Annotated in this window: 16 protein-coding genes; 6 read left to right on the plus strand and 10 right to left on the minus strand. The window is 43.7% G+C overall.

Annotated elements, in window-relative coordinates; all coding sequences use genetic code 11:
• The first annotated feature begins 603 nt into the window (after positions 1-603).
• Together K1Y79_RS17375 and K1Y79_RS17380 are read left to right on the plus strand one after the other, a co-directional pair.
• Positions 604-1,689, plus strand: coding sequence for a lactonase family protein (locus K1Y79_RS17375; RefSeq protein ID WP_236059685.1), 1,086 nt, complete (start codon positions 604-606; stop codon positions 1,687-1,689).
• A 67-nt stretch (positions 1,690-1,756) separates the two neighbouring features.
• Entirely contained in the window at positions 1,757-2,098 is a 342-nt protein-coding gene (locus tag K1Y79_RS17380) for a hypothetical protein (RefSeq protein ID WP_220251435.1), read from the plus strand.
• 16 nt (positions 2,099-2,114) lie between these two features.
• Here the strand turns inward: K1Y79_RS17380 and cls are convergent, their stop codons facing one another.
• Positions 2,115-3,593: a cardiolipin synthase gene (gene cls / locus K1Y79_RS17385; RefSeq protein WP_220251436.1), complete on the minus strand. Its 1,479-nt coding sequence runs from the start codon at positions 3,591-3,593 to the stop codon at positions 2,115-2,117.
• Between the two features lie 117 nt (positions 3,594-3,710).
• Here cls and K1Y79_RS17390 point away from each other — a divergent pair, with 117 nt between their 5' ends.
• A complete protein-coding gene (locus tag K1Y79_RS17390) occupies positions 3,711-8,363 on the plus strand; it encodes a DUF3320 domain-containing protein (RefSeq protein WP_220251437.1) in 4,653 nt (1,550 codons plus the stop codon).
• Here the strand turns inward: K1Y79_RS17390 and K1Y79_RS17395 are convergent, their stop codons facing one another.
• From K1Y79_RS17395 to K1Y79_RS17425, 7 genes are all read right to left on the minus strand, one after another.
• Positions 8,364-9,494: a vWA domain-containing protein gene (locus K1Y79_RS17395; RefSeq protein WP_220251438.1), complete on the minus strand. Its 1,131-nt coding sequence runs from the start codon at positions 9,492-9,494 to the stop codon at positions 8,364-8,366.
• A 7-nt stretch (positions 9,495-9,501) separates the two neighbouring features.
• Positions 9,502-11,748 carry a DUF5682 family protein gene (locus K1Y79_RS17400; protein ID WP_220251439.1) on the minus strand — a complete coding sequence of 749 codons (2,247 nt, stop codon included), beginning with the start codon at positions 11,746-11,748 and terminating at the stop codon, positions 9,502-9,504.
• A gap of 9 nt (positions 11,749-11,757) precedes the next feature.
• The gene (locus K1Y79_RS17405; RefSeq protein WP_220251440.1) at positions 11,758-12,834 is read right to left on the minus strand and encodes an ATP-binding protein; all 1,077 of its coding nucleotides are present in this window, start codon (positions 12,832-12,834) and stop codon (positions 11,758-11,760) included.
• Positions 12,835-12,874: 40 nt separating this feature from the next.
• Entirely contained in the window at positions 12,875-14,323 is a 1,449-nt protein-coding gene (locus K1Y79_RS17410) for a DUF5691 domain-containing protein (protein WP_220251441.1), read from the minus strand.
• A gap of 5 nt (positions 14,324-14,328) precedes the next feature.
• Positions 14,329-15,633, minus strand: coding sequence for an SWIM zinc finger family protein (locus K1Y79_RS17415; protein ID WP_220251442.1), 1,305 nt, complete (start codon positions 15,631-15,633; stop codon positions 14,329-14,331).
• Positions 15,634-15,671: 38 nt separating this feature from the next.
• On the minus strand, positions 15,672-16,013 hold the full coding sequence (locus tag K1Y79_RS17420) for a hypothetical protein (protein WP_220251443.1): 342 nt from the start codon (positions 16,011-16,013) through the stop codon (positions 15,672-15,674).
• Positions 16,014-16,168: 155 nt separating this feature from the next.
• The gene (locus tag K1Y79_RS17425; protein ID WP_220251444.1) at positions 16,169-17,464 is read right to left on the minus strand and encodes an MFS transporter; all 1,296 of its coding nucleotides are present in this window, start codon (positions 17,462-17,464) and stop codon (positions 16,169-16,171) included.
• A gap of 78 nt (positions 17,465-17,542) precedes the next feature.
• Here K1Y79_RS17425 and rpiA point away from each other — a divergent pair, with 78 nt between their 5' ends.
• Genes rpiA through K1Y79_RS17440 form a run of 3 tightly spaced genes read left to right on the plus strand, consistent with a single transcriptional unit; the run spans position 17,543 to position 19,686 of the window.
• The gene (gene rpiA / locus K1Y79_RS17430) at positions 17,543-18,217 is read left to right on the plus strand and encodes a ribose-5-phosphate isomerase RpiA (protein ID WP_220251445.1); all 675 of its coding nucleotides are present in this window, start codon (positions 17,543-17,545) and stop codon (positions 18,215-18,217) included.
• A gap of 19 nt (positions 18,218-18,236) precedes the next feature.
• Positions 18,237-18,800, plus strand: a complete 564-nt coding sequence (locus K1Y79_RS17435; RefSeq protein ID WP_220251446.1) for a methyltransferase family protein — start codon at positions 18,237-18,239, stop codon at positions 18,798-18,800.
• Positions 18,801-18,840: 40 nt separating this feature from the next.
• Positions 18,841-19,686: a sulfurtransferase gene (locus K1Y79_RS17440; RefSeq protein WP_220251447.1), complete on the plus strand. Its 846-nt coding sequence runs from the start codon at positions 18,841-18,843 to the stop codon at positions 19,684-19,686.
• A 67-nt stretch (positions 19,687-19,753) separates the two neighbouring features.
• Here K1Y79_RS17440 and K1Y79_RS17445 read toward each other — a convergent pair whose 3' ends face one another.
• On the minus strand, positions 19,754-20,875 hold the full coding sequence (locus K1Y79_RS17445) for a zinc finger domain-containing protein (protein ID WP_220251448.1): 1,122 nt from the start codon (positions 20,873-20,875) through the stop codon (positions 19,754-19,756).
• Between the two features lie 6 nt (positions 20,876-20,881).
• Complete coding sequence (locus K1Y79_RS17450; protein WP_220251449.1) at positions 20,882-21,988, minus strand: SPFH domain-containing protein; 1,107 nt, start codon at positions 21,986-21,988, stop codon at positions 20,882-20,884.
• Positions 21,989-22,199 lie beyond the last annotated feature (211 nt).

Raw genomic sequence — 22,199 nt, forward strand, 5'->3', positions numbered from 1 at the left:
TTAACGACCGGAATATCCTTGACCCTGATTAACAGATGTGATAAAGATTGAACCTATGACTCAACCGGAACTGATTTCATCCAAAAGAAATTTCTAAAGAAGCAGGCAGAAATTTGTTCATTCCACTGATACATTTAATTAGTGCATCTATGAATTTATTCACCACCCGATTTCCTGGAAACTTTATCTAACTAATACTAATACGGAACATCATGTTGACTGTTATATTAATGACAGCGCATGTGCCATTATAATATTTTGATGAATCAAAATTCATCTCACGATAAAAGTTAAGGTTAAATTAGAAGTAAATAGCTCCCGGACCGTGTCTTCGGACTGGGCTTTTTCATCATTTCTAATAAGCAATTGATTTTCAATCAATTATTATTTTCAACGCTTATTTACCATTGACTTTATTAGAGGCTTAAATTTCAACGATCTATTGATAGGCATAGGTATTGGTCCAAACTACAGGTATTCGCCTAAATAAGTACTTAAAACGCGTTTTATACTTAATTGCTTATTTAGTAACTTGTTTTTACACAAAAGGCACAGTATATGTTAAATACCTTACTTACTTGCACCGCTTTATCAATTACGACTATGTTATCAGCACAAACAGATACGACAAAAGAGAAATTTTTATTGGTGGGAACTTACACCAAAAATGCAGAGGAAGGTATCAATGTATATGCATTTAACACAACTACAGGTACCTTACGTTACGTAAGCACGGCTAAAGATGTGAATAATCCATCTTACCTGGTAATTGCTCCTGATCATCAGCATGTATATGCTGTAAACGAGAATGATGAAGGAGGTGTTAGTGCCTTTGAATGGGATACAACAACAGGCAATCTCACTTTTCTCAATAAACAACCATCAGGAGGAGCAGCACCTTGCTACATCTCAACTGATGAAGAAGGAAAGTATGTTATTGTTGGTAACTATGGTGGAGGCAGTTTATCAGTTTTACCAATAAAAAAAGATGGTAAGGTAGAAGCCCCTGTACAAACAATTGAGCATACTGGCACCGGTCCAAATAAAGAGCGACAAGAGAAACCACATGTACATTGTGTGGTATTTGGGCCCGATAAGAAAAACTTGTATGTCTCTGACCTGGGAATAGACCAGGTGGTTATCTACAATTATAAACAAGGTGATGTATTACCGCTTGTTCCTGCAGATACTGGCCACGCCGCCTTAGCGCCTGGAGCAGGCCCTCGGCATATTACTTTTCACCCGAATGGTAAGTGGGCATATGTTATTCATGAACTGGACGGTAAGGTAACCGCTTTCAACTATGTCAGAGGACGCCTTGTTCCATTTCAGACGATAACTACATTATCTGCAAAATATAAGGGTCCGATCTCAGGCGCTGATATTCACATTTCCCCGGATGGTAAATTTTTATATGCCTCCAATAGGGACAAGTTGAATAATATTGCTATCTACAGCATTGATCGTAAAACAGGTAGACTAGAGAAAAAAGGAGAACAACCTTCAGGTGGAAAATCACCGCGCAACTTTATGATAGACCCCGAAGGCAACTATTTATTAGTGGCTAATCAGAACACAGATAATGTAGTAGTGTTCAAAAGGAATAAACTGACAGGACTACTGAAACCAACTGGTCAGGAGATCAAAGTACCTAAACCAGTTTGCCTGAAAATGATTGGAACGAATTAACATTTACTGTGGAATAACTGGTATCTGATTGGCATAACTTTTTCAGAAAAATTTAAAACGAAAGATTATGAAAAAGAAAGCAGAACAACCAACAGATAAGAAATCAGAATTGAATGAAGATGAGAAGTTTCCTGGCTACCCTGTGTATCCAGCAACTGAAGATATCACATATAGGAGTGAACAGGAAGATCTCGACATCGAGAAAGTAACACGATCAGCAAGAATCAATAATGAATTGGCGAAAGAGTCTTCTGTTGACTCATCAACGCTGGATGAAGGTCTTGATGTACCGGGCGCAGAGCTTGATGATAACAATGAAGTGATTGGCGAAGAAGATGAAGAGAACAACTATTATAGTCTTGGCGGAGACAGGCATGAAAGTTTGGATGAAGATAATGATCAGTCATAATCTTACAGCGCCGATATTATAATAGTGGAGTCAGTAATCTGCACACTGCATCTATAAACTTTTGCCAAACGGAACGATTCTTCCAGGAACGACGGTCTATATGAACTGAATCCTGTAAGTCTTGCTCAAATGCAGCATTAAGTTTGCTTACCAGTGGCTTGTCGTATACAACTACAGCAATTTCGCTATTCAGATAAAAGCTGCGGTAGTCAAGGTTTACAGAACCTACAATCGCGAGGTTATCATCAATAGAAATTGACTTTGCGTGAATAAAACCTTTCTGATAGAAATATACTTTCACACCTGCATCCAACATGGATTTGATATAAGATTGCGCAGCGTGTTGTACAAAGAATGAATCACCTCTATATGGTAAAATAAGCTGCACCGTCTTTCCGGATAGTGCAGCCATTTGCAGTGCTGTTAATATCTGTTCATTTGGAATAAAATATGGATTGCTGATGCGGATAGAACGTCTTGCATTATTAATAGCCATCAGTATTGTCTGCATAGCCATAGGGAACTCTGAATCAGGACCGCTCGCAACAACGTCAACAAAACAATTTTCCTGTAACGCCGAACGGTGAAAGTAAGGTGGACCAAATGTAAATGTCTGTTTACTGCAATACCTGTAACTCATCATAAACTGCAGCTGTAACATATTCACCACATCTCCCTCCAGTTTCAGATGTGTATCTCTCCAAAAAACTTCATGCTTTGCGTTGTTAAGATAACGGTCATCCATATTGATACCACCAGTAAATCCAACCTCCCCATCTATTACTATTATCTTTCTGTGATTGCGGTAATTTGCATTCAGATAGAAGTTAATAAGCACGGGAGAAAATGAAAATACTTCTGCACCATTCTCCTCAAGCATATCAGGTATATCACCAATATTATCGCTGCCCAGATCATCATAAATAAACCTGACTTCGATTCCTTCCTTTAGCTTCTCAACTAGTATCTCAGCAATAGCATTACCAACGTCGTCAGCAGCGAAAATGTAATATTCAATATGTATGTGATGACGGGCTGCTTTAAGCGCCTCCATTACAGCAGGAAACTTCTCCTCACCATTTAATAAAAGCTCAACACGATTGTCACTGGACAGTACAGAATGCCTAGTATTTAACAGCATGGCCGAGATCTCCTGCTTACTGGCAACTAGTTTCCTTAGTTGTAATTGTGTCTGTTCTATCTCCTGACGTTGCGATTCAAAATACCGTAACATCAGTGTTTCATCTTTACTACCTTTCAGCGTGAACCGTCGCTTCTTTCGTAGATCCCTGCCCAGATAATAATAGACGACTAATCCCAGTATGGGAACAAAGACCAGCAACATGATATATGCCATTGCCTTAACCGGATTCCGGTTTTCCAGCAAAATTGTTCCTACCACCCCAATGAATGATAAAGAGATCAGCACATAGCCAATAATTTTCAGTGCGATGTGCCAGTTTGTACCCCAGAGAAAATATAAAGCCTGATACACGGAAATGTTAAATAGTTATGTCAATAAAGGTAATAGTAATATTATTAGAATAAATTATAGTCAATAATCGTTCTTAACATAAATTATCGTTTTTTTTGTTTCTACAACGAACTGTACATGAAGGAATCAATCCTTATTAAGCTGGAAGCCTCCCGCCGGGAATTACTGGATCTGGGATTACGTAACCCCTTGTTGAATTACCGTTTGCCCGTTAGTCGTGGAGTACACATTGAACAAGAGAATACCACCAATATTTATGAAGTATTGGTGAAGCAGGGTAAAGCAATGACTTTTCTGCCTAAAACAGATGTAAAAGAGAAAAAGGAACTATTAGAAAGTGAGACAGCTGTTTCTGAACCAGAAGAGGTCACACATAGCACCCGCTTGCAAACAACTGAAACGGCAACTGCCTTACAAGACAGATTGTTGAATACGTATTATGCTGCAAGAACCAGCCTGGAAGAGCAAGGTGTAAACATTCTTTTTCTGACATTGGGGATGTTGAAATGGTATGAGAAGGATAATGGAAAGGAAGCGCGTTATGCACCGTTGATATTGATACCTGTTTCACTCGAACGTTCCAGTGCAAGAGAAAAATTTCGTTTGCGCTATACGGGTAGTGATACCGAGATGAATCTAAGTTTGCAGACCAAGATCAAAGCTGAATACGGAATTATGCTGCCTGATATGCCGGAAGGTGATGAATTGCCTGTAATTGATTACATGCAGGACGTAGCAGAATCTATACATGGTATGGATGGATGGGAAGTGATTACTGATGCTGTTGAACTGGGATTCTTCTCTTTTGGTAAATTAATGCTGTATCATGATCTTGATAGTGACGGATGGCCTGTAGATGAACAACCGGTAGATCATCCTGTATTGCAAAGCTTATTTGGAGATGGCTTTAAAGATGGTGCGCCAGATATTGCGGAAGATGCATTCATTGATACAGAAACAAATGCACATGAATTACACCAGGTAGTCGATGCAGATGGCTCCCAATTATTGGCAATGCTTGCTGTACAGGAAGGACGCAATCTTGTAATACAAGGTCCGCCAGGTACAGGTAAATCGCAGACGATTACCAACCTCATTGCAAACGCAATAGGTGAGGGGAAGAAAGTACTGTTTGTTGCAGAGAAAATGGCTGCGCTTGAAGTAGTTAAGCGTAGACTCGACAGTATACAACTAGGTGATGCATGCCTCGAGTTACATAGCCACAAAGCCAATAAAAAGGAATTACATCAGGAATTAAGGAAAACACTTGAACTACGTAAGCCTGCGATATTACAATTGCAACAGGAAGTTACGCTATTGAATGATTATCGTCTGGAGTTAAACAACTATAGTATTGCGGTTAACACACCGGTTGGTGAAAGTGGTATTACGCCTCAGCAACTGATGGGTTACCTGTTGCAACTGAAAGAACAATTTCCGGATATTACTTTGCCACGGATCGCTATTGCAGATATCGACAGATGGAATGCATTACAAATGCAACGTGCAGAAGCGATGGCAATAAGGATTGAACATCGTCTGAAGGAGACAGGTATTCCCTCCACTTTATTGTTCTGGGGTATAGGACTAACCATACTAGTTCCTGCAGAACAGGAACGACTGATTCCTTTATTGCAAAAAGCGCTGGATACTACAACATCTCTTCAACATGAAAGTGCAATAATAGCAGGACATGTAGGATTGCCAATGCCATTGAACAGAAAGGCCAGTATGAATCTATCTTTCTTTATGCAGCTGGCATCGGTACGTCCTGATATCACTGGTGTACAACTTAGACATCCTGCATGGTTACAACAACAGGAAGATATTAAAGAACTGTTGCAGACGGGAAAGCGTTTACGTCAGATCCGTCAGGCATATGATGCTATCTTGATCCCGGAAGCATGGGATCAGCAGGTGCTGGAAATAAGACAAAACTTACTTGCCTATGGTGATAAGTGGTATAAATTCCTGAAAGGTGATTATAACAAAACTAACCGTCAACTGGCCGCTTTATGTAAGACCGGCGCACCAGATGATCTTGCGGGAAAGCTAGCCTGTGTAGATGCCATACTTGAGGCAAGAAGACTTGAGAAACAGCTTCAGGAACAGGAAGCACTGGCAAAGGAATTATTCCCTCAACGCTGGCAGAAAGGCTTTTCCAATTGGGAAGTACTTGAAACAATTACCAACTATATTACCGAGGTACATAAACAGATTAGCTATGGCACATGTTCGGTTGTCATATTTGATTACCTCGAAAAAAATGAGCCTGTTGATGTTGCAAAGAAATACTACGATGTGCTCATCAGAAATCTTCAGCAGCAAGGTACTGCCATTGATGCAGTAGTCAGTGTATTTGCGTTAAATGAGCAGCGCAGATTTAAAGATGTTACGCCGCTGTTGCATCGTGCATATGAAGAGCAATTGGTAATGATGCAGTCCTGGATAGATGGACTACCTGATATACATCATGCTATCTCGTGGAATAACCTGGAAGACACTGCTAAGTCAGAAGGTTTACAAACGCTTACAGATGCTGTTGCCTACTGGCCTGACGCAGTAACTGCTTTGAAAGCCGCATTACAAAAAACATGGTATGAATATCTGTGGGAGCAGGCTTTGCTAACACATGCTTCAATCAGAAAGTTTGAACGTGCAAGCCATGAAGCTGCTGTTAAACAGTTCGTAAAATTAGATACACTCAATCTCCAATATAACAGAGCGCGGGCTGCATTAAAACATTATGAGGGTATTCCTCCTTTGGAGGCTGGTGGCCAGGTGAATGTATTACGAACTGAGTTTAACAAAAAGGCAAGGCATATGCCTATACGCAAACTCATGCAGGCTGCTGGATTAGCAATACAAGCTATCAAGCCTGTCTTCATGATGAGCCCTCTTTCTATTGCAAACTTTCTGCCTCCCGGATCATTACAATTTGACTTGGTAATATTTGATGAGGCTAGTCAGGTCAGACCAGTAGATGCAATCGGCGCATTGCTTCGAGGAAAGCAGTTAGTCGTTGTTGGTGACAGTAAACAATTACCTCCCAGTAGTTTCTTTGATTCATTATTAAAGGAAGTTGATGATGATGAGAATGTAACAGCAGACATGCCCAGTATTCTGGGTATGTGCGACGCTCAGGGTGCGCCGCAAAGAATGTTACGTTGGCATTACCGTAGCCGTCATGAGTCATTGATTACAATGTCCAATCATGAGTTCTATGAAAATAAGCTGGTAATCTTTCCGAGTCCTGGAGCTACCCATCAAATGGGACTGGTATATCATCATCTGAAAGACGCGACTTACGATCGTGGCAAAACGAGAACAAATCTACAGGAAGCGGATGCCATTACTACTGCTGTTATTAACCATGCCCGTAATCATCCGGATATGAGTCTTGGTGTGGTTGCTTTTAGTACTGCTCAGATGCAGGCTATACAGCAATCACTTGAAACCGTAAGAAAAAAGATGCCAGATGTAGAAGCGTTTTTTAAAGCGCATCCGCATGAACCATTTTTCGTTAAAAATCTTGAGAATGTACAGGGTGATGAGCGGGACGTGATCTTCATAAGTATAGGATATGGTCGCACTCCTGAAGGAACTGTTAGCCTTTCTTTTGGACCGTTAAATAATGAGGGTGGCGAGAAACGTCTGAATGTATTGATCACAAGAGCGAAACAAAGATGTGAAGTCTTCACTAATCTTACAGCAGATGATATTGATTTGAATAAAACAGGTAGCGAGGGCGTACGTGCATTGCGTAACTTCCTTTACTTCGCACAACATGGTTCTATGCAACAGGCGTATACTGATGGTCTGCCGGTGAGTATTCCTTTTGAAACACTTGTAGCAGATCAACTGACAGCGGCCGGTTATAATGTAAAAAAACAGATAGGTAGCAAAGGCTTTTATATTGATCTGGCAGTAACTGATCCTATGCATCCTGCTAAGTATATCATAGGAATTATGTGTGATGGCGCTGCTTACCATTCTGCAAGATCTGCCAAAGACAGGGATCGCTTACGCCAGCAGGTATTAGAGAACATGGGATGGAATATCTACACGGTATGGAGTACAGACTGGTTCCGTCATCCGGTGCGGGAATTGAAAAGACTGATTGCTGCTATAGAAGCCGCAAAGGAAAAACCGGAAGATATGCAGGAGGAAATTTTACCTGTACAGGATTATACTATGATCAGGGAAGAAGATGAAGAAGGAACGGATATACCATTATATGAGATGGCTGTGTTACCTGAAGAAATTGCATTAAAAGATCTGCATCAGCATCCGGCAGATAAGTTAAGATCATGGCTGGAAATGATAGTAAAAGTAGAGAGTCCGGTGCATGTAGAAGAAGCTACGCGTAGAATGTTGGATGCTGCAGAGGTATCACGTGTAGGTAACAGAATAAGAGAAGTATTGAAGCAGGCAATAACAGATGCTGTTGGTAACGATACAATTGTTGTGAAAGATGAGTTTCTGTGGGATGCTGAGATGCAGCAACCCATTGTGCGCAGCAGGGCCAACTTGCCTTCTGCTTCACGAAAGATGACTTATATAGCGCCTGAGGAACTGACTGTTGTAATTGAGAAAGTAGTACGTGATGCGGTAGCTATCACAACCGTCGCTGCTATTCCAGTAATTGCTAAGACTTTGGGTTTTGCACGTGTAACTGAAGATCTGCGTACTGATTTGCAGGAAGCGGTCAAAAGCGCCCTGGCAGATGGTATCATCTACCAGGACGATGAGTGGTTAAAAGTGAAATAATTATTTTTTAAGTACAAAATCTTCTCTGGCTGCCCAGCTGTTAATATCCTGTTTACTTAACGCAGCTGCCATCATATCAGGGAACTTATCGGGCGTACAGGCAAATACCGGAATACCTAAGTTGGACAAAAATTGTGCATTGCCATGATCATATGCAGGTGCACCATCATCGTTCAATGCGAGTAATACGATCACCTGTACGCCTGCTGCTGTCAGCTCAGTTGCACGCTTACGCATTTTATCATCATTACCTCCTTCAAACAGATCTGTGATTAGTACCAGCACTGTATCAGCAGGACGTGTAATAATCTGCTGGCAATAAGACAGCGCCGCCTGTATATCTGTTCCTCCACCTAATTGTACGCCAAATAGCAGATCCACAGGATCATCCAGTTCTTCTGTAAGATCAGCAACTGCAGTATCAAATACGATCATGCGGGTCTTTATCGCTGGTATCGATGCCATTACAGAACCAAATATCCCTGAATACACTACCGACGATCCCATAGAACCACTCTGATCAAGACATAGTACCACATCTTTTAATGAGGTAGTCCTACGGCCGTAGCCGATACGTGTTTCAGGAATAATAGTTTTGTATTCAGGCTGATAATGCTGAAGGTTTTTCAGAATGGTAGCATGCCAGTTGATTTCATTATGCCTGGGCCTGCGGTTTCTGATACTTCTGTGCAGACTACCTGTTATAGCCTGTAAAGTAGGTTGCGTTAGCTTCTTTAATAGATCATCCACGACGCGTTTAACTACCTGCCTTGCGGTATCACGTGTTTTATCAGGAATTGCATGTTTCAATGTTAATAAAGTGGCTACTAGATGCACATCCGGTTCAACATTTTCCAGCATTTCTTTTTCAAAAAGCATCTGTGTAATATTCAGGCGCTGCAAAGCATCGCGTTGCATGATCTGTACTACGGAGGCAGGAAAGAATGTACGGATATCTCCAAGCCAACGGCTGACATTAGGAGAGGAGGGACCTAGTCCTCCTTTCTTTTCACTGTCATAAAGAGCTTCCAGTGTCTTATCCATCTGTAGTTCCTGTCCACCAAGTGAAAAGCCGGTACCGTCGGCATCATTGCCACCCAGCACCAGTCGCCATTTATTCAAATCGTCCATCAGAATATTATTTAACGCCCAACATTTGCAGCACGACAGGAATACCTTTCAATGCTCTTTCTGTATCAATATTTTCCATCATCTGGTGATGGTTTCCTGGAGCGCCACTCACACCGCCTTTCGCTTTCTCTCCCAGTTTTCTTCTCTCTGCTTTGGTAAAGCCTGAAAAGGTTCTGCGTAACAATGGGAGCAATTGTTTGAAGATATTCTCTTCCAATTGATGCATCCAGTTATATACTACTGTCCACAGGTCATTGTCTACCAGCAATAGCGTACCGCTACCTTTGAGGAAGCCTTCCAGCCATGCTGCTGCAATAGGAGGTGGAGTAGCTGAAGACATTGCATAGCTGAATGCCCTTACCAGCTCATTGCCGGATAGCTGTCTGTGATCTGCAAGCAGACGGGTAGCATAGCCAGAGAGCATTGCTGCGGCACTATCATTACGGGCAATGTTATATAACGTTTGTTGCCATTGCTTAGTCAGTTCATCATCCTGCAGTATGAGTATAGCATCGTTCATATTGTAGATCAGATCCAGCAACTCGGATGCAGCATCTTCTGCTATACCTATACAGGCTGCCGGCAAACTGATACATATACGGGTAATCATCCCGGCAACAATATTTTCTACTAATGCGGCATCTGTTTTTCTGACGTTCCCATAGCGGCTGATTTGTACCAGTCCTGGTATTACTGTCATTAGCTGCATTACATCACCGGTGGCTGCTGCCAGGTTATTCACCTGTTGTACCAGTACCGCTACTGCTGCCGGCAGCTCTGCGGGAATAGCAGTTTCGAGTAATGTACATACCTCTTTTAGCGAAGTAGCTGTTCGGGCCTGGTGTTGTACATATTTAGAGGTGGCTTCTTCCACAGTATTACCCCAGTTACCTTTTTCTATGATATCAATAGAAAAGCCGGGATCCCATTGTAACCGCCATTGTTCCTTAAATGTACCCTTACCGGATGGACCGTACCGATGTCCCCATTTGATATCCAGCATTTCCAGCCGATGCAGCAGTATACTGCGTTCAAGATCAGTATCCTTACGCAGATCCAGCACATAATCTTTATAGTCTGCTGTCTGTGGCAGCCGCAATTTCTTCTGCTGTTTTTCAATATCTGTCTGTAACGGCGGACGGGGAATATCTGTTGGAACTTCACCTATTTTATCGCTGACAATCAGTTCATCCCGGATCAGTTGTAACAGTATGTCTTCTCCGTTGCATAGTACACTTAGCGTGGCTTCGTTCAGCTCTTCGAGTCCTGCTTTTGGTAACCCTCTCAGTGAGGTTAGCGCAGTTGATAAGCGTACTGCCTCCATTACATGTGCAACTGAGATATCTTTCTGCTGATCACGGAATAGTCTTGCTACTCTCGACATCCAACGTGTACCATCATCCGTTGGATATCGCCAGTTATGTTCATACCATCCCGGTGAATTGATACCTGCTCCATATCCGCTGCTGTAGCTGAGACGGTTATATGTCCAGGGTATCCAGGTGGTAGCCACTTTTACCTTTGGTAATCCTTTCAGCAGTTCATTGTCATCTTTCGCCTTACCCATGTTTAACAGGGCGGGGGTATGCCATGCGCCACAAATAACAGCTATCTCAGTGTACATCTCTCGTTCTGCCTGCCGAATGGTCTTGCGCATGTGTGCTTCACGCAATTGTTCCTCACGATCATAAGGTAGCTGCAGATCCTGTCTAAGCGCCTGCATACCTTCTGCTACGGCATTGAACACATCAACCGGATCCTGCCTGTATTCAAACATGTGTTCCCACCACTTTTCTTCGTCGGCATAACCTGCTGCTCCTGCCAGATAAGCGACAGGGTTACGCCTTACAATAGATGCTCCGGGTATATAGGGAGCCATACTATTATTCACGGAAGGCGCTGCATCAGGATCTGCTGCGGGTGTTCGCTGTACTTTCAGTTCAAACTGATGCGCCATGGGCAGGTCCATGAAACGTACAGGTATATTATTGTTACGTGCATACAGTATTGCCTGCCATTCCGGTGAAAATTCAGCAAATGGGTAAAACACAGCTTTCTGTGGGGCATCAGGTTGATAAGCCAGTATGGCTACAGGTGGTCTGAGCTGCTCTTTTCCTACCCATTCCAATATATTGTCTGCTTCGGGCGGCCCCTCTACCAGTACGATGTCAGGTTTAACCTTTTCAAGATATTCCTTCACATGTCTGGCTGAGCCGGGCCCATGATGCCGAATGCCCAGGATATGTATTGACATATGAGATGTTTAAAGGTCGCGGCATGCGCGGTAAATGTCTTTCCATTCTTCTCTCGTCTTCACGACGGTTTCCAGGTATTCCTGCCATACAATTTTGTCCTGCACAGGATCTTTAAGTACTGCTCCAATAATGCCTGCCGCAAGATCAGCGGCCTTCAACTGGCCATCTCCGAAGTAAGCGGCCATTGCAAGACCGTTATTCACTACCGAAATAGCCTCTGCAGTACTCAATGTTCCTGAAGGTATCTTTATCTTCGTTTTGCCATCTGCTGTTACTCCACTTCGCAGCTCCCGGAAGATGGTCACAATACGACGTATCTCTTCCAGTGCCGGCTTCTCTGCCGGCAGATCCATTACCTTCTCATAACTTTCTACCCGACGACGCACGATATCTATTTCCTCTTCCATAGAATCAGGTACTGGTAAGATAACAGTATTAAAACGGCGTTTTAAGGCGCTGGAAAGATCGTTGACTCCCTTGTCCCTGTTATTGGCTGTGGCAATGATATTGAAGCCTTTCTGGGCCATTACGGCACTATTCAGTTCAGGTACAGGTAACGTCTTTTCAGACAATATGGTAATCAGCGTATCCTGTACGTCTGCACCAATACGGGTAAGTTCTTCTATTCTCGCTATCTTGCCTGCCTGCATGGCCCGCATTACAGGCGTTTCAACCAGGGCTTTCTCTGATGGCCCTTCTGCCAGCAAACGGGCATAGTTCCAGCCATAACGGATCGCTTCTTCGCCCGTTCCTGCTGTACCTTGTACTATTAAGGTAGAATCTCCGCTGATGGCAGCTGCCAGGTGCTCGCTTACCCAGCTTTTTGCTGTACCTGGCAAACCGTATAAAAGTAATGCTCTATCGGTAGTCAGTGTAGCAACAGCTATTTCTATCAGTCTACGGTTGCCGATATATTTAGGTTGTATCTCAAATCCATTCTTTAATGTACCTCCCAATAAATAAGTAACGACTGATTGTGGTGACAGCACCCAGTTAAACGGACGCTTATCATTATCCTGTTTTTTCAGCTCTTCGAGTTCTTCCAGGAACAGTTGTTCGGCATGTTGACGTAATACGTTTGACATCTTTTATATGCTTGAAAAGGTGATCGTTTTTGTGTTGATTTTATTTAAATGCATTAGTAATCTGCACTTTGCAGGATACTAGTTTACGTATATGCTCACTCGTATTTCTCCATGTAGCCTGATAAGCTGGTTCTTCCGGAGTTAGTTTATCCAGTTCATCTGCAATAGCTGGCGGTAGCTGCAATACATGTTTATCAAAGAAGTTCCGTGTATACTGATATGGATTACGGGCCATCCATTTCAATACTTCTCCGGTGATTGTTAATCCCCATTCATCTGTACGATTGCTGAGATAATTAATCACATCCTGTGGATAACTACTAAAAATGCTAAGTGCATATGTTTCCTGTTCTGCTGCAGTTAACAGCGGCATGCCTTCCGGATAAAAAGTAGTGGTATCCTGTAGCAGTAATCGTAACCAGGCAACAGCTTTGAATCTGTTCGCCGCTATTATTAATGCTGGTATAAATTGCTTACCTAGGTCGTCTTGCCTGAATAGTTCAATGACTTCTTCCTTACCAGCATTAAAATGCGATTCCCATAAAGAGGGAGGAACATTACCAATTAATTGAAACAGGATATGCGCTTCTTCACTAACATTCTTCTGGTTACTGATAGTAGAGATACCTGAATCAACTATTGTTTTATCCAGAGGTAATTGCAGCGAAATATGCAGTGCCTTTCCTGCTCCACGTGAAACACTGCGTTGCAGCAATTGCCAGTAAGCCTGTACAATAAACGACTCCGGTATTAGTCGGAGAAGCGTCCATACCTCATCTTTCACTTTCTGGTTTCTTTCCTGTAAAGATTCCAGCCAGGAAAGGTCTTCTTCACCGGCATTTGTACGCAGTATTCTGAGAAATTCTGTCCTAGCAGAAGTATTCTCCTGCGACCATGTCTGGGCTAACCATTCTCTGGCCATACCCGGATACGCCTGCCTGATCTCCAGCAATACCTGCCGGCGGTCTTCCGCACTGCCTGTCTGCCAGCGTTCTTCATTGCTAAGTGCAAAGGGAAATTGCCATTCAGCGTTCATTGCACTTAACCATTGTCCGCGCTTGCCACATACTGCCATCGCCAGGTGCCGGATGCGTTTCTGTGACACAGCCGTATCCAGTAATACCGGGATATACTCCGGTACCACAATCTGCTCTTTATGATAACATGCCTCCAGCCAGTAGGTTACTAACGGCAGCAGGTCCATGTCCAGTGCATCCTGTAAAGCATATATCGCAGCTGTATTACAAAAGGGTTTTTCCTCAGGCGGTGCAGGCGATAAGGGTACGCCACCATGCTGCACAGCATTCACGCCACTCTGCCGGTAGTTCAAGGCAACTGCTGCCAGGTGAAGGAACTGTGTCTCTGAATCCAGTGATCTGTCTCCCAACACGCTTTCTGCCACTGGTATCAGGTCAGCAGGCAGATCTGCGGGTGACAATGTTTTTTTACCAATGCCCAGTAAAGCCGTATTCACAATATTATTCCACATGGTACTTATAATAGTTTATAGACGCCGTTATGCCAGACGCCAAGTGGCTCATACTCCTGTTCCTTTCCCAGTACAGCCATATCCAGTGGATGGCCGCCACTAAGTGCCAGCAGTTTCCAGATGTTACGGAAGCTGTCTTTGACTGGCATAATCTGATCGTTACTATCTTTCAGCCACCACTTCAGATCATGCTGAACAGGGGTCAACTGTTGTACAATATAAGGCCGTTCACTGCGTACGGGCATCTGTGCTGCCAGTGAAGTCTCTGCTGTTACCACTTCCTGCCAGCCGGTCATGCCATAAGTATCCTGAAGCTTATTATTAGTTACAGGCTCTTTAATCAGGGCTCTGAGTGGAATGACAGATGGGAAAAAAACAAGTGCTGCTTCAATGGACATGCCGGGTGTAAGCAATAGCTGTGGCCTCGACATCCCTCTTGCATAAAACTGTAATACCAGTGCCGGCTGGTATGAATGCAGGCCGAATAACCAGTACTTCTCTGTAGTAAGGGCGTCTTCTTCTGTAATCTGTTTATTGAGAATCAGCCAGGTATCTTTTAGGCCGGCTTCCTGCCGCAGGGCTTCCTGGCTGTGCGTAAAGCCAACGAGTGACCGTAGTTCCTGTTGGAGCAGGGGAGACAGGTTTTCTCCCTGACTAAACCCTTGTATAACAAGATAGATACGAAGGAACTGTTCCATGAACTGATGTTGCCATCCCTCTCCGTAAAAGTTGATCTCTGATAATGCTCTGATCATTCCTGCCAGTCCGGGGGCCTGTGCATCCACCATACGGCGGGCCATATTCTCCCAATAGGAACTACCTTTTTCCGGTAGCTGTAACAGACCATTCCGCACAATGTCTTTCATCCACAACAGCAGTTCGTAAATACCGTCTTCTACTTTCTGCTGACGGGCCTGTTGTCTCTTATCGCGCGCAATATCATCTGCAGGCTTATCTTCCTTTTCCTGTTTCTTCGTTTCTTTGACAGTTCTTTTATCCAGCCATTCGGTTACCCATGATGGCGGCGTATTATCCGTAAATATTGCCGGTTCCCGTGCATATAACAGCATCAGGCCTATACCATGTTTACATGGAAATTTGCGGCTGGGACAACTGCATTTAAACGCAGTACTGGTCAGGTCTATCTGGGTTTGATATGGTTTACTGCCACTGCCCTGGCATTCTCCCCATAAGGCTTGTTCACTCGCCCCTTTACTTACCCATTTTGACACACCTGCCAGTGCCTTACCGGCTTTTCTGGACGGTTCATCCGGTGCTAATGTAAGCACTTGTTCTTCTGATAGGAGCAATGGATATAAGATTTAAAAGTATTGTACTACAAACAATGTTACGCCAGCAATACTTTGTATATCCTGGAATACAACATTACCAGGTATGTAATAAGTATCACTGAATTTAATACAAGCAACCAGTTCACGTCTGTCTGCTGGTATTTATTTTTCTTACAGAGGATAGCCAGCCATAGGAAACCAATGAAAAGAATAGCAGGAAATACCAGTGTCCATTTATTAGCGATTACCAGGTGTGCATTGGCAATACGCTCATTCCATCCTTGCTCATTTCCGGCTACCAGCGGCAAAATTCCCATGAAAAGAATAATAACAAATATTCTTACAGCCGTTTTCGCTGCTGTCTTGCTGATTTTCTGACTCTTATTTTCCTGTTGCATTGTTTCTTCAAGTTTTGAATAGCGACTTAGTTGCTAAGTTCGGGATTAAAGTATTACAATCCTATTGCTGGTTTTTGATGCATATCAGGTGATGTAACACTTTGTCGGTCAATATATCCGGGGGATATGAAATTGATATCTACCGGCATAATTATCTACCTCGATTGTTCTTTATCCATATAGGAAGTATGTTTTGTATCTCTCACAATCGCATAGACAATCAGAGAGATAAAAATACAACCGGTAATGTACCAGTAATATAGTGATTCATGTCCTGCATTCTTAAAATACAAGGCAATGTATTCTGCTGTACCACCAAACAAGGCTACTGTTAATGCGTACGGCAAACCAACACCTAATGCGCGGATCTCTGCAGGGAATAACTCGGCCTTTACTACTGCGTTAATAGAGGTGTAACCACTCACAATAATCAGTGCGCCGAGTATCAGGAAGAATGCGCTCCATTCAGATGTGGCATGACTGATGGCCGTGAGTATCGGAACTGTCAGCAAAGTACCCAGTATACCAAAACCCAGCAATAATGGCTTACGGCCTATTTTATCGCTCAACAGTCCGAATAAGGGCTGCATACATGCATATATCAGCATCAGGCAAAAGGTTAACAGTGTAGACCGTTCTTTGGTAAGATGTACCGTGTTAACCAGGAACTTCTGCATATAAGTTGTATAAGTATAGAATGCCAGCGTACCACCCATTGTAAGTCCAATGACTGTCAGTACCGCTCTGGGATGTTCCCTGAGCAGGATAAGTACAGAGCCGCGCTTTTTATCTTCCTTTCCGGTAGTAACTGTTTCCTGCATATGCTGGCGTATTACCAGTGCAAACAAAGACAATGCAGCGCCAATGACAAATGGTATACGCCATCCCCATTCATGCAGCTGCTCAGCTGTAAGAAATACCTTTTGCAACAGCAGTTGAATACCCAGCGCCGTTAACTGTCCACCGATAAGTGTCACATACTGAAAGCTAGAATAAAACCCTCTTTTGTCCCGGGTAGATATCTCACTCAGATAGGTAGCAGAGGTGCCATATTCTCCTCCTACGCTCAGGCCCTGCAGCAGTCTTGCCAGCAATAGTATTATCGGAGAAAAGATACCCGCCGTAGCATAGGTAGGTGCCAGTGCGATCATCATACTACCCAATGACATAAGTAGTACGGATAATGTCATGGATACCTTCCTGCCTTTGCGATCGGCAATACTTCCAAACAGCCATCCACCAATCGGCCGCATTAGGAAACCGACGGCAAAAATGGCTGCAGTGTCCAGTAGCTGTGCTGTAGGATTGCTCTTAGGAAAGAAAACAGGCGCAAAGTAAAGGGCAAAGGCTGCATAGGCATACCAATCATACCATTCAACCAGATTACCGATAGAGCCTGTAAAAATAGCTTTGACACGATGAGCCGTGTCGTTTTTTTGATATGTATTCATTATTAACGGGGGGTAGCCTCCAAAAATAATACAATCGGGGCAATAGTCTTATATTGCTAAACATTTAACAGGATAATCATGGACACGATCACAAAAGCAAAGAAAGCAGCTGGTGAAAAAGCTGCATCGTTGGTACAGTCCGGCATGTTGGTAGGATTGGGCACCGGATCAACCGCATACTGGGCGATAGAGAAGATTGGCCAGATGGTAAAGGAAGGTTTAAATATCCGTGCTGTAGCAACTTCTGTTGCCTCCGAACAACAGGCAATAGCATTAGGTATTCCTATCACCTCTTTCAGCGAAGTACAGCAACTGGACATTGATATTGACGGTGCAGACGAAATCAGTGAAGATCTGCAGATCATTAAAGGTGGTGGTGGTGCTTTGCTACGTGAAAAGATTGTTGCACATGCCAGCAGAAAAAAGGTAATCGTTGCCGACGAAAGGAAATACGTCAGAACATTAGGGAAATTCCCGCTGCCGGTAGAAATTATTCCCTTTGGCTGGGAGCTGGTCTTCAAATCCGTACAGGCGTTAAAGGGATCTCCTACGCTTCGTACAAGAGAAGACAAACCGTATATCACTGACAACGGTAACTATATCATCGATTGTCTGTTTGGATCTATAGAAAATCCCGAACAACTGCATCATCAGCTAAAAGCAATGACCGGCGTTGTAGAAACAGGATTATTCATCAATCTTAAGCCAACTGTGATTATTGCCTTTGAAAACGGCGAAGTGAAAACTATCTAACATCTAATCAATAGATCCTATGTACCTATATCTCCGCATTTTTGTTATTGTCGCCTGGATATTGTCAGAAATTCTGCTGAGCCGGTTGTTAAAATCTTCTCAGACTGATAAAACCCGTGCTGATAAGCAATCACTGCGGATAATATGGATCACTATCATGATTGCTCTGCCCGTTGCACATGTAGTGTCAGGTTTTATACACCTGCCCATCTGCAACACGCCTGCCGGAATGCAGGCCGGATTATTGTTGATCGTTTTAGGTATGATATACCGTTTCACAGCTGTATATATTTTAGGAAGGTACTTTACAGTTGACGTGGCTATCCGCGAAGACCATAAGATTGTCAGAAAAGGATTGTACAGATATACCAGGCACCCTTCTTATCTCGGGTCGCTTATCTCTTTCTTCGGAAATGGATTTGTACTGAACAGCTGGATAGGATTAGCCATTAGTTTCATTCCTGTACTGGTGGCTTTCTTATACAGAATGAAGATAGAAGAAGCGCTACTTATGTCGAACTTCGGACAGGAATATGCCGACTACAAAAAGAAAACCTGGAGATTAATACCATTCGTTTACTGATGTACGCTAAATAAAGCGTGTATCATATAAAGGACACAGTATGAGCTATACAAACTTTGTAAAAACAGCAGAAGCACAGGCGCTGATCAATACACCCGGTGTAATTTTCATTGATTGCAGCTTCGCTCTAAATGACAAGGAGTGGGGTAGGAAAGAATACGAAAAAGCACATATTCCCGGAGCTTTATATGCCGATCTTGATAAAGATCTTTCCAGTCCGGTTATTCCCGGCAAATCAGGCCGGCATCCTTTGCCGGATAAGAAGGCTTTTGAAGCTACAATTGCTTCCTGGGGCATTACGCCAACAACACAGGTGATCACCTATGATGCCGGTGCAGGTTTTATGGCTGCTGCCAGACTATGGTGGCTGCTTAAATGGGCTGGACATGACCAGGTGGCCGTGCTCGATGGCGGTAAAAAAGTATGGGCTGAAAAGGGTTTTCCGCTGGAACAAGGAACAGTTACGCCGGTTGCTGCCACTTTTACCGCGCATTATGAGGATGATCTCCTTGCCGATGCCAATACAGTGCTCGAAGCAACCCGCCTGCACACCTGCTGTGTGATCGATTCAAGAACAGCAGACAGATATGCCGGTCAGAACGAAACCATTGACCCTATTGCAGGACATATTCCTGAAGCTATTTCCAGACCATTTAACGCTAACATCACACCCGAAGGTGTTGTGGCCGGGCAAGAGGTAGTAAGAGGATATTTCGCGGCTGATTTTGCTAAAGATAACGTCATTTTTTACTGCGGATCAGGTGTAACAGCAGCATTCAATGTATTACTCGCAAATTATGCGGGATATGCAATGCCTAAACTATATGCAGGCTCCTGGAGTGAATGGATCACAGATCCTGCACGGCCAGTGGCTACCGGAGCCTGATAATCAGGTAACGGAAATTATAAAGGCGTCAACAGTTATACACCGTTGACGCCTTCGTTTTTATAGTTTACTGTTGATTAGCCAGGAAGATAATTACTATGATCACTGCAAGAATTGCCAATACCAGCAAAGCGATTTTTGTACCGCTATATGGTCTTTCTCCTACCACTTCGCCTGTAGAAGCGTTCACTGTAAAATGGTAAACCTTGTTGTTGTATCTGTAGGCGCTGATCCATACGGGCAGCAACAAGTACTTCAATCCAAGGTTGTAGTAATCAGCATGATATTCACTGATTCTTTGTTCATCACCGCCGATGTCATCACAGATGGTCCGCTCAATAACAGGTCTCATTACCAGTTTAGCCTGTTCCAGTCCATCTTCAGGAGGTACCTGGTATAATTCTGAACGGAAGCCGCTTACATACTGTTCATTGTAATGTTCCAATGCCTGCATATGCCAGGGCTCAAGCCTGGCCGCTACCTTCGGAGGGAGGGAGTGACTGGCAGAGATCAGTACATCTACGAATGAGTTATGCACAGTACCACTTACATAATGCCAGGAAGTACGTCGCACCTGCCTCGTACGATGCTCTGTACGGCCATTAACTGTCTCCGTATAATGCTGCGTTTCGTAGTAGTAATCTCCCCGCTGGCCATCATAGCCAGTAGTAGTATCAGCATCGTAACTCCAGTGCGGGAGGTACATTCCTTTCAGCTGATTAGCATGTCCTGACACAAGTTGTAGGAGGTCGGACGGTGCAAACCACAGTTGCTTCATCCAGTTCTGGAAGTTTGTGCCGGCCTGCTGTTTTGTAATAGCAAAGGGGAGTATATAATGTGGCTGTGATACGGTCCGGTTCTGTGCCTCGCTGATGACCAGCGGACTGGTACAGAATACGCAGTTTTCCGAGTTGACTTCAGCAGGCAGGGTAGTGGAGGCTCCGCAGTTTTTGCAGGATACTACCTTCGCCGTACGTTGTACGTCCCTATTGGTTTTATGAATGAAACCGTCGTAATCCACAGAGACGATCGGGCCGTGAAACTCCCTCACAATCTCGTTAGACGCGCCGCAGTAATTACACTTCAGGTGATTGGTACCAGGTGCAAAGTGCAGGGTAGCGCCACAGCTTGTGCATTGTAGTGTTGTATTAAGAGAGGCAGATTGTTCTGCCTGGGAAATTGGGTCCATGTATAATTATGGAATAGGTAAAGGTGGTGGTGTGTTATTAAAAATACCTGCCAGTTCAGGCAGCGTATTAGCAATGGCCCATGCGGCCATTCCTTTTTTCCACATATGGCTTTGCTGGGTAATGGTACCTGCCGTAGCCAGTTGCGTCAGCTGATCTATCGTATAAGGGCCTGCCTGTTGACCGTTCACCACTGCATAATATTGAACAACAGCAGGTAATGGCGGCGGACCATCATTTCCCTGAACACTGTTAGGTTGAAATATATTACTCATCTGGCTACCCATTGCCATACCGAATCCGGCACCCATACCTGCCCCAGCCAAACCGCCTCCGTTAGGATTTTGTGCTGCCTGTTCCATAGCGTTAGCCGCCTGGAATTGTGCATAGGCACCCAGGTTACCCACAATACCCATACTGGTACGTTTGTCTAATGCAGCTTCCACTTCCGGTGGTAACGAGATATTTTCTATCAGGAACTTGGTGAGTTCCAGCCCCATGGCATTAAACTCTGGTTGGATCTTGGTGGTGATAAGCGCAGATACTTCATCATAGTTGGCTGCCAGATCCAGTACCGGTATTCTTGCCTGTGCAATCGCATCCATTCCACGGGTAATGGCCAGATTACGCAGCTGCTCATTGACCCCCTCAACGGTAAATTCAGGATTGGTAGCAGCCACTTCTTTGATAAATAGCCCTGCATCCTGTACACGGAAGGCGAAGCTGCCGAAAGCCCGGAGACGTACCGGACCAAATTCTGCATCGCGCAGCATAACAGGGTTACGTGTGCCCCATTTCTGGTTGATAAACTGACGGGTGCTGACAAAGAACACGTCTGCTTTGAACGGACTGTTAAAGCCATGTACCCACCCTTTCAGTGTTGTCAATATCGGCATATTCTGCGTAGTCAGCGTGTACATGCCTGGCTTGTAAATGTCAGCAATAACGCCTTCATTCATAAAAACAGCTAGCTGCGATTCCCTTACAGTCAGCTTAGCATTCATCTTTATTTCATTCTGATAGCGGGGAAATTTCCATACTATGATTTCATTGGAGGTATCGACCCAATCAATGATGTCGATAAATTCGTTGCGGAGTTTGTCAAATAGTCCCATATAAGACGGATTTACGGTAGTATGAAAATAGAATAAAGGTGTAATATATTGTACAGCAGGAGGCTAAAAAAACAGCGGTCCTTATAATTTTTGCCAAAATCCATTCAATATTCCTCTGTTTTGTATAGGTCTGATATTCATGTCATCCAGGCATCAAAAGCGCACGTTAAGGGCATCTGTATATCCCGGGGATATTGAGGTGCCCTTGAGA

The organism is Chitinophaga rhizophila (assembly GCF_019492185.1).
Classification (GTDB): domain Bacteria; phylum Bacteroidota; class Bacteroidia; order Chitinophagales; family Chitinophagaceae; genus Chitinophaga; species Chitinophaga rhizophila.

Bases quoted from the DNA above. Each gene is read 5' to 3' on its own strand.
- K1Y79_RS17375 (WP_236059685.1), top strand. From the start codon at position 604: ATGTTATCAGCACAAACAGATACGACAAAAGAGAAATTTTTATTGGTG.
- K1Y79_RS17380 (WP_220251435.1), top strand. From the start codon at position 1,757: ATGAAAAAGAAAGCAGAACAACCAACAGATAAGAAATCAGAATTGAAT.
- K1Y79_RS17390 (WP_220251437.1), top strand. From the start codon at position 3,711: ATGAAGGAATCAATCCTTATTAAGCTGGAAGCCTCCCGCCGGGAATTA.
- K1Y79_RS17395 (WP_220251438.1), bottom strand. From the start codon at position 9,494: ATGGACGATTTGAATAAATGGCGACTGGTGCTGGGTGGCAATGATGCC.
- K1Y79_RS17400 (WP_220251439.1), bottom strand. From the start codon at position 11,748: ATGTCAATACATATCCTGGGCATTCGGCATCATGGGCCCGGCTCAGCC.
- K1Y79_RS17405 (WP_220251440.1), bottom strand. From the start codon at position 12,834: ATGTCAAACGTATTACGTCAACATGCCGAACAACTGTTCCTGGAAGAA.
- K1Y79_RS17410 (WP_220251441.1), bottom strand. From the start codon at position 14,323: ATGTGGAATAATATTGTGAATACGGCTTTACTGGGCATTGGTAAAAAA.
- K1Y79_RS17420 (WP_220251443.1), bottom strand. From the start codon at position 16,013: ATGCAACAGGAAAATAAGAGTCAGAAAATCAGCAAGACAGCAGCGAAA.
- K1Y79_RS17425 (WP_220251444.1), bottom strand. From the start codon at position 17,464: ATGAATACATATCAAAAAAACGACACGGCTCATCGTGTCAAAGCTATT.
- rpiA (WP_220251445.1), top strand. From the start codon at position 17,543: ATGGACACGATCACAAAAGCAAAGAAAGCAGCTGGTGAAAAAGCTGCA.
- K1Y79_RS17435 (WP_220251446.1), top strand. From the start codon at position 18,237: ATGTACCTATATCTCCGCATTTTTGTTATTGTCGCCTGGATATTGTCA.
- K1Y79_RS17440 (WP_220251447.1), top strand. From the start codon at position 18,841: ATGAGCTATACAAACTTTGTAAAAACAGCAGAAGCACAGGCGCTGATC.
- K1Y79_RS17445 (WP_220251448.1), bottom strand. From the start codon at position 20,875: ATGGACCCAATTTCCCAGGCAGAACAATCTGCCTCTCTTAATACAACA.
- K1Y79_RS17450 (WP_220251449.1), bottom strand. From the start codon at position 21,988: ATGGGACTATTTGACAAACTCCGCAACGAATTTATCGACATCATTGAT.